The 18,104-nt window shown below is 25.2% G+C and carries 19 protein-coding genes; 15 read left to right on the forward strand and 4 right to left on the reverse strand.

Translation table 11 applies throughout. The features are described 5' to 3' along the window. Positions 1 to 24: 24 nt before the first annotated feature. The 8 genes from cbiT (at position 25) to ACYUE0_RS09475 (ending at position 6,074) form a co-directional block, all read left to right on the forward strand. A complete protein-coding gene (gene cbiT, locus ACYUE0_RS09440; RefSeq protein ID WP_010296454.1) occupies positions 25 to 588 on the forward strand; it encodes a precorrin-6Y C5,15-methyltransferase (decarboxylating) subunit CbiT in 564 nt (187 codons plus the stop codon). A 98-nt stretch (positions 589 to 686) separates the two neighbouring features. Beyond that, entirely contained in the window at positions 687 to 1,370 is a 684-nt protein-coding gene (locus ACYUE0_RS09445; protein ID WP_157450836.1) for a cobalt-factor II C(20)-methyltransferase, read from the forward strand. A gap of 41 nt (positions 1,371 to 1,411) precedes the next feature. Next, positions 1,412 to 2,188, forward strand: coding sequence for a precorrin-4 C(11)-methyltransferase (cobM, locus tag ACYUE0_RS09450; RefSeq protein ID WP_010296452.1), 777 nt, complete (start codon positions 1,412 to 1,414; stop codon positions 2,186 to 2,188). Beyond that, entirely contained in the window at positions 2,169 to 3,170 is a 1,002-nt protein-coding gene (cbiG, locus tag ACYUE0_RS09455; RefSeq protein WP_460270333.1) for a cobalt-precorrin 5A hydrolase, read from the forward strand. Before cobM ends, cbiG begins: the two co-directional genes overlap by 20 nt. Next, a complete protein-coding gene (gene cobJ, locus ACYUE0_RS09460) occupies positions 3,170 to 3,886 on the forward strand; it encodes a precorrin-3B C(17)-methyltransferase (RefSeq protein WP_460270335.1) in 717 nt (238 codons plus the stop codon). The genes cbiG and cobJ overlap by 1 nt, the downstream gene beginning before the upstream one ends. A gap of 133 nt (positions 3,887 to 4,019) precedes the next feature. Next, positions 4,020 to 4,799, forward strand: coding sequence for a cobalt-precorrin-6A reductase (locus ACYUE0_RS09465; protein WP_199870039.1), 780 nt, complete (start codon positions 4,020 to 4,022; stop codon positions 4,797 to 4,799). Beyond that, positions 4,792 to 5,280, forward strand: coding sequence for an ECF transporter S component (locus ACYUE0_RS09470; protein ID WP_061994529.1), 489 nt, complete (start codon positions 4,792 to 4,794; stop codon positions 5,278 to 5,280). Before ACYUE0_RS09465 ends, ACYUE0_RS09470 begins: the two co-directional genes overlap by 8 nt. Before the next feature lie 23 nt (positions 5,281 to 5,303). Beyond that, positions 5,304 to 6,074, forward strand: a complete 771-nt coding sequence (locus ACYUE0_RS09475) for a sirohydrochlorin cobaltochelatase (RefSeq protein ID WP_460270337.1) — start codon at positions 5,304 to 5,306, stop codon at positions 6,072 to 6,074. A 102-nt stretch (positions 6,075 to 6,176) separates the two neighbouring features. Here the strand turns inward: ACYUE0_RS09475 and brnQ (ACYUE0_RS09480) are convergent, their stop codons facing one another. The 4 genes from brnQ (ACYUE0_RS09480) to ACYUE0_RS09495 all read right to left on the reverse strand — a co-directional run bounded on the left by brnQ (ACYUE0_RS09480) (position 6,177) and on the right by ACYUE0_RS09495 (position 10,521). Continuing rightward, positions 6,177 to 7,481, reverse strand: coding sequence for a branched-chain amino acid transport system II carrier protein (gene brnQ / locus ACYUE0_RS09480; protein ID WP_061994527.1), 1,305 nt, complete (start codon positions 7,479 to 7,481; stop codon positions 6,177 to 6,179). Between the two features lie 505 nt (positions 7,482 to 7,986). Continuing rightward, positions 7,987 to 9,306: a branched-chain amino acid transport system II carrier protein gene (gene brnQ / locus ACYUE0_RS09485; RefSeq protein WP_199870036.1), complete on the reverse strand. Its 1,320-nt coding sequence runs from the start codon at positions 9,304 to 9,306 to the stop codon at positions 7,987 to 7,989. Positions 9,307 to 9,860: 554 nt separating this feature from the next. Beyond that, positions 9,861 to 10,151, reverse strand: coding sequence for a hypothetical protein (locus tag ACYUE0_RS09490; protein ID WP_061994525.1), 291 nt, complete (start codon positions 10,149 to 10,151; stop codon positions 9,861 to 9,863). 37 nt (positions 10,152 to 10,188) lie between these two features. Continuing rightward, positions 10,189 to 10,521, reverse strand: coding sequence for a hypothetical protein (locus ACYUE0_RS09495; RefSeq protein WP_460270338.1), 333 nt, complete (start codon positions 10,519 to 10,521; stop codon positions 10,189 to 10,191). A 231-nt stretch (positions 10,522 to 10,752) separates the two neighbouring features. Here ACYUE0_RS09495 and ACYUE0_RS09500 point away from each other — a divergent pair, with 231 nt between their 5' ends. The 7 genes from ACYUE0_RS09500 to ACYUE0_RS09530 all read left to right on the forward strand — a co-directional run bounded on the left by ACYUE0_RS09500 (position 10,753) and on the right by ACYUE0_RS09530 (position 18,075). Further along, on the forward strand, positions 10,753 to 12,390 hold the full coding sequence (locus ACYUE0_RS09500) for an ABC transporter ATP-binding protein (RefSeq protein ID WP_460270339.1): 1,638 nt from the start codon (positions 10,753 to 10,755) through the stop codon (positions 12,388 to 12,390). 163 nt (positions 12,391 to 12,553) lie between these two features. Further along, complete coding sequence (locus tag ACYUE0_RS09505; protein ID WP_460270340.1) at positions 12,554 to 13,243, forward strand: S8 family serine peptidase; 690 nt, start codon at positions 12,554 to 12,556, stop codon at positions 13,241 to 13,243. After that, on the forward strand, positions 13,243 to 15,363 hold the full coding sequence (locus ACYUE0_RS09510; RefSeq protein WP_460270341.1) for a radical SAM peptide maturase, CXXX-repeat target family: 2,121 nt from the start codon (positions 13,243 to 13,245) through the stop codon (positions 15,361 to 15,363). Before ACYUE0_RS09505 ends, ACYUE0_RS09510 begins: the two co-directional genes overlap by 1 nt. Beyond that, the gene (locus ACYUE0_RS09515) at positions 15,357 to 15,653 is read left to right on the forward strand and encodes a CXXX repeat peptide modification system protein (protein ID WP_460270342.1); all 297 of its coding nucleotides are present in this window, start codon (positions 15,357 to 15,359) and stop codon (positions 15,651 to 15,653) included. The genes ACYUE0_RS09510 and ACYUE0_RS09515 overlap by 7 nt, the downstream gene beginning before the upstream one ends. 51 nt (positions 15,654 to 15,704) lie before the next feature. Continuing rightward, positions 15,705 to 15,881: a hypothetical protein gene (locus ACYUE0_RS09520; protein ID WP_460270343.1), complete on the forward strand. Its 177-nt coding sequence runs from the start codon at positions 15,705 to 15,707 to the stop codon at positions 15,879 to 15,881. A gap of 113 nt (positions 15,882 to 15,994) precedes the next feature. Then, positions 15,995 to 16,909, forward strand: a complete 915-nt coding sequence (locus ACYUE0_RS09525; protein WP_460270344.1) for an ABC transporter ATP-binding protein — start codon at positions 15,995 to 15,997, stop codon at positions 16,907 to 16,909. Between the two features lie 2 nt (positions 16,910 to 16,911). Then, positions 16,912 to 18,075, forward strand: a complete 1,164-nt coding sequence (locus ACYUE0_RS09530) for an ABC transporter permease subunit (RefSeq protein ID WP_460270345.1) — start codon at positions 16,912 to 16,914, stop codon at positions 18,073 to 18,075. The last annotated feature ends 29 nt before the right edge of the window (positions 18,076 to 18,104 follow it).

The following is an 18,104-nucleotide window of genomic DNA, read 5'->3' on the forward strand; positions in this document are numbered from 1 at the left end:
AGGGATATATGGTGGTGAATAATAATGAAATTTATAAAAGATGAAGAGTTTATTCGTGGCAATTGTCCGATGACAAAAGAGGAAGTAAGAGTTTTAAGTGTTAGTAAACTGGAACTTGAAGAAAATTATAGAATTTTAGATATAGGAGCAGGTACTGGTTCAGTTTCTGTACAAATGAGTAAAATTTGCAATAAGGGACAAGTTATTTCCGTGGAAATGAATAAAGATGCTATAGAAACAACTAAAGAGAATATTAAGAAATTTAATGTTGAAAATATGATATTAATAGAGAAAGAAGCATTAGAGGCTTTAGATTATATAGATGGAACTTTCGATGGTATTTTTATAGGTGGAAGTGGTGGAAATATAGATAAAATTATAGAACTTTATGGCAATATGCTTAAACCAAATAAAAAAATAGTATTAAATTTTATAACAGTAGCTAATTTATATAAGGCTGTAGAGACTTTGAAAAATTTAAATTATAAAGTTGATATATCTCAAATAACTGTAGCCAAAGCTAAGGGGAAATCTATGATGCTTATGGCAAATAACCCAATATTTATAGTTGTAGGGGAAAAGCAGTAAAAAAACAAATGAAGCATATGAAATAAATAAGTGGTTTTAGATAGTACTTGTTGGATAAAATTAAATCATTAAAAAATGTAATTAAAGGAGAATGGGAAATGAGTAAATTAGGAACTTTATATGGAATAGGTGTTGGACCAGGCGGAGAGGAACTTTTAACATTAAAAGCAATAAGAACTATAGAAAAATGTGATGTGATAATAGCTCCAAGTGCTATGAATGGTGGGGTAAGCATAGCATATGAGACTTGTAAAAATTTTATAAAAGAAAATCAAGAAGTTGTTATAAGTCATTTCCCAATGGGAAAACCAGATAAGGAAAAAAAGGTTTTTGATGCATTTAAAACTATAGAAAAATATTTAAAAGATGGAAAAGATGTTGCGTTTTTGACTATAGGAGATGCTTTCGTTTATAGTACTTACATATATTTATTAAAATACATAAAAGAGCAAGATTATAAAACAGAAACAATACCTGGAATAACATCATTTTGTGCTAGTGCAACAGTTGCAGATAAAATACTTGTAATAGGTGATGAGCCATTATTAATAGTTCCAGGATGCAGAATAGATTGCATAAAAGATGAAAAATATGTTGTTATAATGAAATTCTATAATCAAGAAGAAAATGTATTGAATTATTTAGATGAAAAAGGATTTGATTATGTTTGTGTTCAAAGAGCATATAGAGAAGGGGAAAAGATTTTAAATACAAGAGAAGAAATCTTAAATAATAAAGATTATATGTCACTTATAATAGCACATAGAGATAGTGAATTTTAGAAATAGGAAAAAGGATTAATAGTAATTTTGGAGGTAAGAAAATGGAAAATAAACTTTACTTTATAGGAGCAGGTCCTGGGGATGCAGATTTAATAACGGTTAAAGGTAGAAAGATAATAGAAGAGGCAGATGTAATAATATTTGCTGGTTCGTTAGTTAGTAAAGATCACTTTGAATATTGTAAAGAAACTGTTGAAATACATAATTCTGCTTCTATGACATTAGAAGAGGTTATAGATGTAGTGAAAAAATCACATAGTGAAGGTAAAAAAGTTGTAAGACTTCACACTGGAGATCCTGCAATATATGGAGCGATAAAAGAGCAAATGGATGAACTTGATAAATTAAATATAAAATATGAAGTAGTTCCAGGGGTAAGTTCATTTACAGCAGCAGCTGCTGCAATAAAAAAAGAGTTTACACTTCCAAGTGTTTCACAAACTGTAATACTTACAAGAATGGAAGGAAGAACACCTGTTCCAGAAAAAGAAGATTTAGAAAGACTTGCTGGAATTGGAGCATCAATGGCATTATTTTTATCTGTAGGAATGATTGAAAAGGTTGTTGAAAAATTAAGAAGAGGTTATGGAAGAAATGTACCAGTAGCTGTTATTCAAAGGGCAACTTGGGGTGATGAAAAGTATGTTACAGGAACATTAGATGATATAGCGGAGAAGGTAAAAGAAGCTAAAATAACAAAAACAGCACAAATTTTAGTTGGAGATTTCATAGATTGTGACTATGATAAGAGTCTTCTTTATGATAAAACTTTTTCACATGAATATAGAGTTGCAAAAGATGAAAACACTAATAATTAGTGCAACTAAAAATGGAGATGCAACATCAACATTATTAAAAGAAAAGCTAGAAATTTTAAATTATAAAGTAGACATATGTTTAAAAGAAAAATTAAAGAAAAGTGGACTTCAAAACACATGTAAAGAAGCTATGGGAAAATATAATAATATAATATTTATAAGTTCTACTGGAATTGCAGTAAGAGGAATAGCTCCATTTATAAAATCAAAGGATATAGATCCAGCGATAGTTGTAGTTGATAATTCTTGTAAATATGCAATAAGTCTTTTAAGTGGACATTTAGGTGGTGCTAATAATCTTACAGAAAAAGTTGCTAATATATTAAAATGTGAAGCAGTAATAACAACAGCAACAGATAATTTAAATATAATAGCACCAGATGTATTTGCAATGGAAAATAATTTAGTAATAGATAGTTTGAAAAAGTGTAAGGATATAGCGGCATTTTTAGTTGAAGGAAAAAAAGTTGGATTTTATGATGATAAAAATTTTTTACATGCTCCAAAAGGGTATTATAATAATTTAAACGAAGTTTCAGCTATGGTATATGTAACGAATAAAATGAGAATAAATGAGAATATAAAAACTTTAAAACTTATAAGAAAGGATATAGTTTTAGGAATTGGCTGTAGAAAAGATTATGATGTAAAAAATATGGAAGCGAATGTTTTGAAAGAATTAGAAAAGCTTAATATTGATATAAGAAGTATAAAAGAAATAAGTACGGTAGAAATTAAAGCAAAGGAAAAGGCTATACTTTCTTTGAAAGAAAGGTTAAATTGTAAGTTAAATATATTCTCAATAGAAGATATAAAAAAAGTAGAAAATAAATATGAAACAAGTGAATTTGTGAGGAAAACTATAGGGGTAGGTGCGGTATCTGCACCTGCTGTAGAATTAAGTAATGCAAGAGTTTTAATAGAAAAATTGAAATTAGAAGGAATGACACTTTCTATAGGAGAAAAATTGGAGGGAAATTAATGGGAAAATTATATGTAGTAGGAATTGGGCCAGGTGGTCTTGAATATATGACTTTAAAAGCAAAACAAGTAATTGAAGATGTAGATATAATTGTAGGGTATACTAAATACTTAGAAATGATAAAACCACTTTTGAAAGATAAAGAAGTTTTTGCAACTGGAATGCGTGGAGAAGAGGACAGATGCAAAAAAGCATTAGAGCTTGCAAAAAATAAAACTGTTGCAGTTATAAGTACTGGAGATTCAGGAATATATGGAATGGCAGGACTTATATTACAACTTCAAGAAAATCAAGAAGTTGAGGTAATTCCAGGAGTTACAGCATCAAGTTCAGCAGCATCTATAATTGGAGCTCCACTTATGCACGATAACTGTAATATAAGTTTAAGTGATTTATTAACACCATATGATTTAATTAAAAAAAGAATAAAGCTTGCAGCAGAAGGAGATTTTATAATATCTCTTTATAATCCTAAAAGTAATGGAAGACCACATTATTTAAAAGAAGCTATAGAAACAATAAAAGAATTTAGAGGAGAAAATACTCCAATAGCTGTTGTAAAACATGCACTAAGAGAAGGCCAAGAAGTTAATCTATATACATTAGGAAATTTTACAGATGAAAAGGTTGATATGATGTCAATTGTAATAATAGGAAACACAAAAAGTTTCTATAAAGGAGATAAATTTATAACTCCTAGAGGATATAACGTTTAATAGGATTCTAAAATGACATTTCAATTTATGCATTGAATCTTTACTAAAAGATATCTTTAATACTACTAGGAGAAAAACCAGTAGTGAGTATCATCATTATGAGTTGAATAATTTAGAAAGAGTGGTGTTGTAAATGATAGGTCTTATTTTAGGAACTAGTGAAGGAAAGATTATAGTAGAAAAACTTAATAAATATACGGATGATTTATTTATATCAGTTGCAAGTAGCTATGGTGCGACTATACTTTCAAGTGGAAAATTTAAGATTTTAAATGATAAACCATTAAAAAAGGAAGAATTAAAAGAAATATTATTAAAAAACAATGTAACAAAACTTGTAGATGCATCTCATCCTTATGCTTTAGAAATAACAAAAAATGCAATGGAAGTTTGCGATGAGTTAAAAATTGATTATATAAGATTTGAAAGAAAGTCAATTATAAAAAGCTATTGTGATGTAGAAAATATAATTGAAGTTGAAAGTTACGAGGAATTATATAGTATTTTAAAAGGTATAAAAGGTACAATATTAAATACAACAGGTAGTAGAAATATTGAGAAAATATTAAATTTACATTTAGAAAACAGAATAATTCATAGAGTACTTCCTACTTTAAAAGTTCTTCAAGAATGTGAAGGGTTAAAAGTTAAAGTAGAGGATATAATAGCTATGAAGGGACCTTTTTCTAAAGAATTAAATTTAAGCTTTATAGATGAATTTCATATAAAGGTTATGCTTTTAAAGGACAGTGGTGTAAATGGTGGAACAATGGAAAAGCTAGAGGCTATTAAAGAAAGAGGTATACTTGGAGTAGTTATTGGTCGAAAAAATATAAAGTATGATGTAGTATTCGACAATGAGGAAAAACTTGTACAATACTTAACAAAAGAAAGAGGAAATTATAATGAATAATAAAACAAGAAAATTAGTTACAATGGCATTATTTATAGCTTTAAGTTTTATAGGGGCTAATATAAAATTGCCAGGAACAACAATAGCTTTTGATTCTATGCCAGCTTTTTTAGCATCTATGATATTAGGACCTATATATGGTGCAGTAATAGGTTTTATAGGACATTTAATAACTGCAGCTACTAGTGGATTTCCACTAACAATTATAGTACATTTAATTGTTGCTATAAATATGGCAATAACAATGATAGGTGTTGGTTATACTTACAAATGGTTTTCAAAAGGAAATTTAAAGTTTAGAGATATTGTGGTTATTCTAGTTGGGGTTGTATTAAATGCACCAATATCAACAGTGATGTTAATTCCTGTAGCAGGAAAAGGAATTCTAGCAATGATACCACCTTTAGCAGTAGCGGCGTTAGGAAATATATTATTAGCTTTAATATTAGAAAAAGTACTACCTAAAAAATATTTTATATAAACAGAAAAGAGAGGTTAAGCTTTATGAATAAAAAGGCAATTTTAGTAGTAAGTTTTGGTACAAGCTTTCAATGTCAATTAAAAAGTTGCATAGAAGAAACAGAGAATAAAATAAAAGATACTTTTAAAGAATTTGAAGTAAGACGAGCATTCACTTCAAATATGATAATAAAGAAATTAAAAGATAGAGATAATATTGAAATAGATACGGTAAAGGAAGCATTGGACAAATTAAAAGAAGATAATTTTAAAGAAGTCTATGTACAACCATTACATATAATATATGGTGAAGAGTATGATAAAATAAAAAATGGTATGAATATTTATAAAGAATGCTTTGAAGAGTTAGAACTTGGAACACCACTTTTATATAATAATGAAGATTACTTTGAAGCAGTAAAAGCACTAAAAGCTCAAATTCCAGAAAATCAATCAGTATTATTAATGGCTCATGGAACTGTACATAAAGCAAACTCTGCATACTTCCAATTTGAGTATGTAGCAAAAAAAATGGGACTTGATAGACTTTTATTTGCTACAGTAGAAGGATATCCATTAATAGAAGATGTAATTGATGATTTAAAAGCAAAAGAATTGAAAGAAGTTACATTAATGCCATTAATGCTTGTAGCAGGAGATCATGCAAAAAATGATATGGCATCGGATGATGAAGACTCATGGAAATCCATATTAGAAAAGGAAGGATTTAAAGTAAATACTTATTTGAAGGGATTAGGGGAAAATAAAAATTTTCAAAATATATATATAAAAAAAATAAAAAATTTAATAAAATAATTAATTTCATAAGAGAAAGCTATTTAAATATAAAGTGTGAATATTTAAATAGCTTTCTCTTATGAATAAAAATAATTTTGAGTGTAGGATTTTTTTTATAGATTATATATTAATTTTACTTGATAAATCTTTTTTAAATAGAAACATACCTATAACAAAAGCAATTAGTGATGGAATTATCCAAGAAAAACCTACGTTAGAAAGTGGTATTATTTTTATAAAGTTATTTATAAAAGTAATGCTATGATTTGTTAACTTATTTATAGTGTCTAATATGCTCATTACTAAGCAAGTATACACAGTAATTTTAACAGTTTTATTATTTGAAACATATTTTCCAGCTAAAGTTATTAATATAAGTATTATAACTATTGGATATAGTATTTGAAGTATAGGTATAGCAAAATTAACTATTTTTTCCACTCCGCCACTTCCAAGAAAAATACTGGTAATACTTATTAGAATTGAAAATGTATTATAGGAAATTTTATCCTTAGATAGTTTATTAAAATATTGTGCTGCAGTAGATGTAAGTCCAATTGATGTAGTAAGACAAGCAAGGGCAACAGCTAATGCAAGAAATATAGATCCTAAAGAACCTAAATCTTTATTAACTATTTCAATAATTAATGCAGAACGGCCTATGTCTTTAGATATTATGGTAGAGGATTGGCTGCCTAAAATCATAAGCCCACCATAGACCAAACCCAAACCTATTATTGCAACTAGTGCTGATTTTATTGTAACTTTCATTATATCTTCTTTTTTAGTGTATCCCTTTAATCTTACTCCAGTTAGGACAATAGAGGCCATTATTACCGAGCCCATGCCATCCATTGTTTGATAACCTTCAAGTAGGGAATAAGAAAGTGTATTTTTAAAATTAGTATTAACTATTGATCCTATTGGAAATATTAAACCTTTAATAATTATTATAGCTAGAATAAGCAAAAGTAAAGGTGTTAAAAATTTTCCTATATTATCTACTATCTTAGACGGTTTCAATACGAAGGCTAAAGAGATAGAAAAATAAACTATAAGAACTACATATGAATTTACAGATGGGAATATAGGTTTAACTGCTAACTCATAAGTAGTAGCTCCAGTTCTTGGAATTGCTAGCATTGGGCCTATAGATAAAACTAATGCAGTAGTGGTTATGATGGAAAATACTTTACCGCATCTACTTGAAATATCACTAAAGGAACCATTAATTTTAGCACAAGCTATAATACCACTTAAAGGAAGTCCTACTCCTGTAATTAAAAATCCAATAATAGCTAAAGGAACTTTATTACCAACCAAATTTCCAATGTAAGGAGGAAATATTAAATTTCCTGCACCGAAAAACATTGCAAAAAGAGCAAAGCCAATAACTATAAAGTCTTGTTTAAATATTTTTTTCATGAAAACTCACCTCTAAAGAATACTACATATAATAAGTTACTGTAGAAATTTTAAATTACTCCTTAACCTATAACTAAAATATTTTGATTCATAAAAGAGTAAGTATATGCTGAAAAATACATTAAATTCTATAATAAATTTAGAATGAAGCTTTCCTAAAATTCCAGCTTGTTTCACTATAATTATTTAACGATTTTGCTGTACAGATATTTTATAAACTTAAAATATGCCTTTAACATAGTATATATAAACTAAATAATAAAGTGTGGCATTTAATAAAAAATTTACAAAAATAGTAAAAATATAATTATAATAGCAAAATCAATTGATACGTTACTTTAATTTTAAATGAGAGAGAAAACTAAAAAATTTTCTTAACATTAACATGGAAATAAAGGCTAAAATTAAAATAAATATATTTTTATATGAACTAAATTTCTTATACGGAAAAAAGCTATTACATAACTTTTATAAGTTATGTAATAGCTTTTTTTATTTTAAATTGTTAATTAATTTCTAAAGTTTCAGACTCATTATTTAAAGATTTATTTTTAAATAGCATCATACCTATTATAAAAGCTATAAATGTTGGAATTACCCAAGCAAACCCTAAGCTAGCAAGTGGTATTGTTGATACTAATTTATTCAAGGAAGTTATACTTCCATTTGTTAATCCATTTACTGTATCTAATATACTTATTATAAGTGTAGTATAAATAGTAATTTTTACAGTATTATTATTTGAAACAAATTTTCCAGCTAAAGTAATTATTATTAATACTATTACTATTGGGTACAATATTTGTAATACAGGACCAGCAAATTGTACTATTTTTTCAACTCCACCAGTTCCAAGTAAAGCACTAACTGTACTTATTATAATAGCAAAAATATTATAAGATACTTTTCCTTTAGTTAAGCCACTAAAGTATTCTGCACCAGTAGATATAAGACCTATTGCAGTAGTAAGGCATGCTAGTCCAACTGAAAGTCCTAATACAACAGTACCTAAAGAACCAAGATGTCTTCCTACTATTTCAACAACTAAAGCTGATCTTCCAATATCCTCAGTTATTATTGTAGATACTTGGCTACCTAAAATCATAAGTCCACCGTAAACAAAAGTTAAACCAACAACTGCCACAAGACCAGATTTAATAGTAGCGTTTATTATATCTTTTTTATCTGTATATCCTTTTGCTTTTACAGAAGTTAAAACTATAGAAGCAAATATTACTGAGGCCATAGCATCCATTGTTTGATATCCTTCAAGTAATGAATTTGAGAAAGCCCCTTGATAATTAGTTTCTACTACTGGTCCTAATGGTACAAGTACGCCTTTAACTATTATTATTCCTAACATTACTAAAAGTATCGGAGTTAAGATTTTACCAATATTGTCAATTATTCCTGATGGTCTTAGTACAAAGGCTAAACAAATACCAAAGTAAATTATAACGCCTATAACAGGACTTACAGATGGGAAAATAGGATGTATTGCTAATTCGTAAGTAGTAGCCGCAGTTCTTGGTATAGCAAGCATTGGACCTATAGCTAAAACCAATGCTGTTGTAGCTATAATAGAAAATATTTTTCCAACTCTTCTAGACATATCTGTAAAAGATCCATTTATTTTAGCACAAGCTATAATACCACTTAAAGGAAGTCCTACTCCTGTAATTAAAAACCCGATAATTGCAAGTGGGGTTTGGTCTCCTGCTAATTTACCTATGTATGGTGGAAATATTAAATTTCCTGCTCCAAAGAACATTGCAAAGAGTGCAAAACCTATAACTATAAAATCTTTTGGGGATACTTTTTTCATATTAACTCTCACCTCATAAAATTTATATTACAGTATAGCAAGGCTATCCGTATTTGTTTTTGCTTATTATATCACGAATTTTAATAATTAAAAATTGTCATACAACTGTAATATGAAAATGCAAAAAAAAGAAAACGTTGTATTAATATAATATTCATAACTCAAAAAAATAACTGCAAATTTGTAAAATAGATTAAAATTTTAACATAAAGTGACAAAAAATAAAATTTTATATAAAAAATTCACAATACAATAATTATTTATATAATTCTACACAAAGCTGTAGAATTAAGAATAACATGATGAATTAAAAGAAAAATTTAATTTGTTTTAAAGTACAGTTAAAAACAAAATTTCATAATTTAAAAAAAATAATATAAATAATCTTAAAAATAAATAGAATAAATAAACAATTTATTGGTATTAAAAGGCTATTTGTTAAAGAAATTGTTAACTTTTAAATCCTATACTTAAAAAACTATGATTATTTAAGTTGTATATGTAAAGACTATGAAATTAAATTAAAAACAAATAGGGGGTAATCCCTATTTGTTTTACAATTTAGATATATACTTTTTTAGAGAAACTATAAAAAACAGTATAGATATACCGATTAATGTTAATTCATAAATAAAAAAGTATGGATTTCTGTAAAAATAAAAAAACAATCCAACTAATCCTAAAAATAAGGATAGATAGATTAGATGTTTTCCACAATATCTTTGAATTTCTTCATAAACATGATTTTTATTAGACTTTATATAGTTAGATTCTTTTTTAGGACTCTGTATAATAAAAATTATGCCAAGAAAAAAACAGATAATAGAAAGAACTATGGAAAGCATAAAAACCTCCTAACATAGTATTTAAAATTGAATACTATTATTTTTGATTATTGTTATTTAAATTTTTTATAAGCATTTTTAAATATTTATCCCAAAATAAAATAGCTGATATTATTCCAATTATGAAAATCACAAATTCCATATATATAACAAACTTATTATCTATAAAATAAAATAGAAAACCTCCCAAAATTATAAGAAGTAAACCTAAATATATTAAAAACTTACCATAGGTTTTTTCTTTTACATATGGAAAGCTATTTTCAGTGAATTTAGAAATATTTGATTTAGAAATTTCTTCTTTTGAAGGATACAGGCAAAATATAATTCCTATAAAAATAAAAAGTAAACCACCAAAAATACAAAGCATACCTTAACCTCCATAATAAACTATTCTCATAATTAGTTTATTGTTAAGTGCTATATTTTGTTAATACAATTTTTATCATTAATGTTTTAAAGAAAAATATACTAATAAGAAAAATATAAATTATTACATGCAAAATATAAAAAAATTTATATATAATATTGATATATAAAATATAAAATGTTAATATATAGGTGCATTTGAAAAATATGTAAAGGGAGATGTATTAAAATTATGTCTAATGAAGATAAAATTTTATTACGAAAAACTTTAAGGTATATAAAAATTTATAGAAAAAAAATATATTTTTTATTATTTTTTTTAATATTAACTATAATATTAAGTATGTTGCAACCTTTATTAGTAGGAAGCATAATTCAAAATATTTCTGAACAAAAATTTGAAATTATTAATAATAATATTCTTCTTCTTTTATTTATATATATTTTACAGGGGGGGATTAATTCATTTAAATCATATTTAGAGATTAAATTAAACAATGATATTATATATAATATTAAAAAAAATTTATATGTAAAAATATTAAATTTTAAAATGAAAGAATTTAATAATTTAACAATAGGAGAACTGATTTCTCGCTTAGAAGGTGATGTTAATTTAATAGCATATAGTTTTACGAACCATATATTAAATATGTTTATAAATATAATAAAAATGTTTATTATATGTATTTTAATATTTAACATAAATATATATATGGCTATTTTTATTACAATAATATTTCCGTTTGTATATTATTTATTCTTAATTATAGGAAAAAAAATAAAATATCAAAGTATTCAATTAAAAAAGTTAAATGATAGGTATTTCTCTTTTATTCAACAAACTTTTAATAATATAAAATATATTAAAAGCCTAGGAATGAAGAATCAAAATATAAATAAATTTTCACAGTTAGCTTTAAATTTTAAATTTAAACAAATAAAAGTTTCTATGATAAATGTTTTGGTGAAAAATGGAATTGTAATATTAAATTGTATTAATACAATTATATTAATATTTTTAGGAGTATATTCAATAAAAAATAAAATTATAAGTATAAAAAATTTTATAGTTATAATGTCATATGCATCTCAATTTTATCAATGTTTGACTGAATTAAGTGAAATAAATACTATATTTCATCAAATGTTAGTTTCTATAGAAAGAGTTTTTTCAATAATTGATAATGTTGATTTTGAAGAAGAGAAATTTGGAATAATTACAAAAGATTCAATATCAGGAAAGATTAAGTTTGAAAATATATTTTTTAAATATAATAATAAAACTATATTAGAAAATTTTAATTTAACTATTAGAGAAAAAAGTATAACAGTAATAACGGGAAATAATGGATCTGGTAAGAGTACAATATTTAACCTTATTTTAAAATTATATAATCCACAAGGTGGAAGAATTTTAGTCGATGATTTAGATATAGAAAATTTTGATGAATATACCTTAAGAAAAAATATAAGCATATTAGATCAACAACCTATGGTATTTAAAGGAAGCATAAGAGAAAATTTTAAATACATATGTCCTAGTATTTCTAATATAGAGATTGAAAGTATATGCAAAAAGGTTTTTATTCATAATTATATAATAAATTTGAAAGAAGGATATGATACAAGTGTAAGTGAATGCGGTAAAAATTTATCAGGTGGGCAAAAGCAATTATTGAGTTTGGCAATGTGTTTATGTAAAAATACAAAAATAATTTTATTAGATGAGCCTACTTCAGCTTTAGATGCAAAAATAAAAGAATTATTTAATAAGATAATGATAGATATAGGCAAAGATAAAACACTTTTAATTATAACGCATGATTCATCTTTACTAGAAATAGCTGATAATATAGTTAGCTTATAATTTCAAATTTTTTAAACTTTAATTGTTTATATAATATAAGTAATTAAAAGTTTATATATAATAAAATGTTATCAATAATTAACATCATTTTAATTAAAATTAATAATTTACTAAAAATATGATGAAATATAAAATGTATTATTTAAAAAGGAATAAAGTGAGAATGGTTAATATAGCAATAATTGATAGTGGAATTAATAGAAATATAGAATGTTTACATAAAAATGTAATTAAGACTATTGGAATCAGACAAGATAATTTAGGAAAAATCAAATATTTAGATAATATAAAGGTAGAGAATAATCATGGGACTGCAATAGCATTATGTATAAAATCTATATATGAAAATATAAATTTTATAGATATAAATATATTAGATGAAAATTTAAGCACTAATGGTAAAGTATTAATAGAAGCGTTGAATTATGTAAAAAACTTAGATGTAAATATAGATATTGTACATTTAAGTTTAGGAACTAAAAAAATAAAATATATTTTTAAACTAAAAAAGGCTATAAAATATTTTAGAAAAAAACATATTTTAATTATTGCTGCTGCAAGTAATTATGGAGAAAAAAGTTATCCATCTCATCTGAAATATGTTATTGGAGTAAAGGGAGATAGCAAAATTATGGATGGAGGAGTATATTATAAAAATAATTTTTTTTATGCTCCTACGTATTTGTCACAAAAAATTTTGAATACAAATCCACAATATAAAAATATTAATGGAAATAGTATTGCAGCAGCATATGTAACTGGGCAAGTATGTAAGAAAATAAACATATATAAAAAACATAAATTTATATTTAATTTTCAAAAAGATAATGAAATTTTAAAAGGAGGAAAATAATGTTACAAGATGAAATTAGTATGGGAAAACTTAATTTATCATGGAACGGAAGTGATAAGGGGACTAAGTCAATAACCTTATGTGTTACAGAGGATTGTAATCTAAAATGTAAGTATTGTTATATGAAAGGAAAAAATAACTTAAAAAAAATGACGTTTGAAACTGCTAAAAAATCTGTGGACTATATTTTAAAAAACAAAGACATCTTTTATGAAGGTGCTGTAGTTTGGGATTTTATAGGGGGAGAACCTTTTTTAGAAATAGATTTAATTGATAGGATTTGTGATTATATAAAATTGCAGATGTATATATTAGATCACCCATGGTTTGAGGCGTATAGATTTAGTTTCTCTACAAATGGAATATTGTATTGTACTGATAAAGTGCAGAATTTTATAAAGAAGAATAAAGGACATTTATCAATTGGTATAAGTGTAGATGGTAATAAAGTAAAACATGATTTACAAAGAGTATACCCTAATGGAAGAGGATCTTATGAAGATGTTGTAAAAAATGTACCATTGTGGTTAGAACAGTTTAAGGGTAAAGAGACTAAGGCTACTTTTTCACATGAAGATTTACCATATCTAAAAGATAGTATAATAAATTTATGGAATTTAGGGATAAAAAATGTTGCAGCAAACGTAGTTTTCGAAGATGTTTGGGTACAAGGTGATGAATTGATCCTAGAGAACCAATTAGATGAGTTAGGAGAGTATATATTAGAAAATAATTTATATAATGATTATTCAGTAAGATTTTTTGACCCATCAATTGGACATCCCTTAGAAGAAGAAGATAAAAAAAAAAATTTTTGTGGTGCAGGAAATATGCTTGCAATAGATTGCGAAGGGAACTTCTATCCATGTATTAGATTTTTAGATTTTAGTCTAGATAAGAAAATGGGAAGAAACATAGGTAATATAGATGTGGGGATAGATAAAGATAAAATAAGGCCCTTTTTAGCTTTGAATTTAGAAAATCAAAGTAAAAAAGAGTGTTTAGAATGCGATATAGCATCAGGATGTGCTTGGTGTACTGGATTTAATTATGATAATTCAGATGATGATACTATTTATGAAAGGGCTACATTTAATTGTAAAATGCATAAGGCTACTGTTAGATCTAATAAGAAATTTTGGAAAAAGTATGAGAAAAAAACAGGAGATCTATCACCACGAAGAGAATTTGAAAATCCACTAAAAAAGAAATATATGCAAATTATTTTAAATGATAAACACATTCCTATTTGTTCATATAAGAACGTAAGTAAACAGGAAAATATTATTAGTACAGAAATAATTGATTTAGCATTAAAATTTGCTAATGAAAATGATTTAGAAATAGTATTCATTGGTGACATAACAGATAAAATAAGTTTTTCATCTAAAATAAAGAAAAATTCATCATATATTTGGAATAAAGATAATATGATAATATATGATAATAATGTAAATACGATAAAAAAGTCTGAAAATTCTATACTTTTAATAGATAAATTTAATATAGAGAATATAACAGCATATATAGAAAGTTTAAAATATAAAACTAAGAGAATAAATTTAATATTACAAGATATTGAAATTTGGACAGAAAATGAACTTGAAAAATATAAAAATGAATTGGAGTTATTAGTAAATTTAATAACTGATATGAATGTAAAAAATAGAAATTTAGAGATAAATGTTCTTACGGATAGATTATATTTAGAAAAAATTTGTGATTGTGGAGCAGGAATAGATACTATAACATTAGCTCCAAATGGAAAATTATATCCATGTCCTGCATTTTATTTTGACGATGTTAAATCTAATATAGGAGATTTGATACAAGGTATAAATAAAGAAAAAACAAAATATTTTTCATTAGATAATGCTCCAATCTGTAAAAAATGTGATGCATATCATTGTAAAAGGTGCTTATATTTAAATAAAAAATTAACTTGTGAATATAATACACCGTCTAAAATGCAATGTTTAATTAGTAATTATGAAAGAAAATATACTATAAAGTTACAAAGGAAACTAATAGATGCTGGGATTATAGAAAATAATAATTTAATTAAGGAATTAGATTATATGGATCCATTAAATTTAATTTCTGGGGGGAACTTATGTTAAAAATAGGTATTGTAAATGAATTTGAAAAGAACGAATTACTTAGAATGTATGAAAAAAGATTAGCAATAGAGGAATTAAGTTATTCTATAAATGATATAACAATTAATGATTGTAATTTAGATGTTAATAGTTTAATTAAAATTAAGGAAAAAATGGAAAAAGATTACTATAAAAATGAAGAAATGATGGAAAAGTGGTGGAAAATAACATCTGAGAAATATAATTGGGAAAATAATAAAGATAAGAAATGGAGTTTAAATTTTGAAACTAACATAGTTTCATTAATTTAAAAATACATTATATTTTTATTAACTAGATTAGTTAAAAGGAGAGGATAAAGTATGAAAAATTTTTATTTTAAATCTACAATAAATAAAAAGAATAGAAAAGATGTAAGTGGGTATACACATGATTGTGAAGGATACTGTTTCGCAAGTTGTACGAGTGATTGTACAGCAGCATGTGCAACCAGCTGTGCATATAGTTGCAGAAGTGTTTGTGGAAGGCTTGTATTTTAATAATTAAATAAAGTAATAGTTAATAAAAAATATATTGCAATTTATAAAAAATGACAAATTAGTTTAAACTAATTTGTCATTTTTACTAAATATTAATGTGGGAGTGATTTTAAATGGAAACCGTTCTTAGAGTTGAAAATGTTTATAAAAGTTTAGGCGGAAGAGAAATAATAAAGGGTATAAACTTTGATGTTAAGGAAGGAGAAATATTTGGTTTTCTAGGTGCAAATGGTGCTGGTAAAACTACCACTATAAGAATGCTTGTAGGACTTATTAAACCAGATAAAGGAAAAATATTAATAATGGGTCATAATATTCAAAACGACTTAGTTAATGCATTAGGAAGAGTGGGATCAATTGTAGAAAATCCAGATTTATACAAAGACCTTACTGGAAGAGAAAATTTAAAAATATTTTCAAGGATGTATAGAAATGTTTCTAAAGAATATATGGAAGATGTTATTGAAATGATAGGACTTAAAGATAGAATAGATGACAAGGTTAGAAAGTATTCTTTAGGCATGAAACAGCGTTTAGGTGTTGGTCAAGCATTACTTTGTAAACCTAAATTGCTAATTTTAGATGAACCAACTAATGGATTAGATCCTGTTGGAATTTATGAATTTAGAAATACATTAAAAAAATTAGCAAAAGGAAACAATACTACTATTTTTATATCTTCACACATATTGGCTGAGATAGAACAAGTTTGTGATAGGGTTGCATTTATACAGAATGGAATTATTAAATCTATAGATGAATTAAATAAGGAAGATACTATGAATAATATAGAAAAAATCTTTATAAAGACACATGAAATAGAAGCTTGTAAAAAACTTTTTTCAAAGGAAGTATATATTAAGGAGTTTAGCGAAAAAAAAGATGGATTAACTATTGTTGTAGAAAAAGATAATTTTTTAAATATAATTTCAAAATTGCTTGAAGGTGAAATTTATTTAGACGGCGTGTATAAAGTGCATGATACTTTAGAAGAAAAATTTATGAAAATTATAGAAGGAGATAAATAATTATGTTAGGGCTATTACAAAATGAATGGTTGAAGTTTTTTAAAAGTAAAAGATTCATTATTTTTTGCATTTCTCTCATAATAATATTTTTTTATGGAACTTTTATTGTATTGAATGATGCAAAAAAAAATAGGCCAGATGTTAAGATAGATGAAAATACAAGGGTAATATTTTCAATTAAAGATGAACTGAAAAATGAAAATATATCAAAACATAGAGAAGATGAATTAAATGTAGCTATAGAAAAGTTAGAGGAAGAAAATAGAGCATTAGAAATAGAAAGTGCTAATGAATTTACTGAAAATAGAGAATATATTAAAGGAAAAATAGATTTATTAAAAAGTAATGACATAATGAATTTATCGAATACAGAAAAAGAGGATATAAAATCAGAGTTAAAATATTATGAATATATATTATCAAATGATTTGCTTTTACAAAAAAATTATGAGATTACTGCATTTGGTGATATAACTAAAATAATTGGAAAGGTAAGTATAATATTGTTACCTATACTTATAATTCTTGCAAGTTGTGATTGTATATCTTCAGAGTATGATAACCTGACAATAAAGCAACTCTTAGCTAAACCAGTACCTAGAGGTAAGATATTTATTTCAAAGTTTATAAGTACGAGTATAGCTATTATAGGAACTGTAACGTTTATAGAAATAGTTAATTTTATATTGATAGGATTAAAGCTGGGGTTTGGAAGTTATAAATATCCAATTTTAGTAGGAACAAAATATGAATTAGTTAATGATATTTTAGAAAAACAAATTGGAAGTACAAATATAATTGAAGCATGGAAAGTTATAGTTTTAGTATGGATTATACAAATTATTTTTATATTAACTATTGTTTCAGTTCAAATGATGGTTTCAACATTTTTAAAAAGTACTGTAACTTCTTTAAGTGTAAGTTCCATAGCGGTAGCATTGATTTCACTTATTACATTTTATATACCACTGCCTTTTATACGAAAGATATTACTTGCAATTTTTACAACTTATAGTAATGGAATGTATATATTGACTGGAGAATTAAAAGCTATATTACTAAATAATAGCATTAATTTAAATTTAAGCATTATAGTTATGACCATTTGGATAATAGTTTCATTTGTTATAGGATATAGGGTGTTTACAAAAGAAGATATTTTATAATTTATAAAAATTTATTTAAAGAGGTGATA

Source organism: Clostridium sp. CTA-19 (assembly GCF_054767855.1).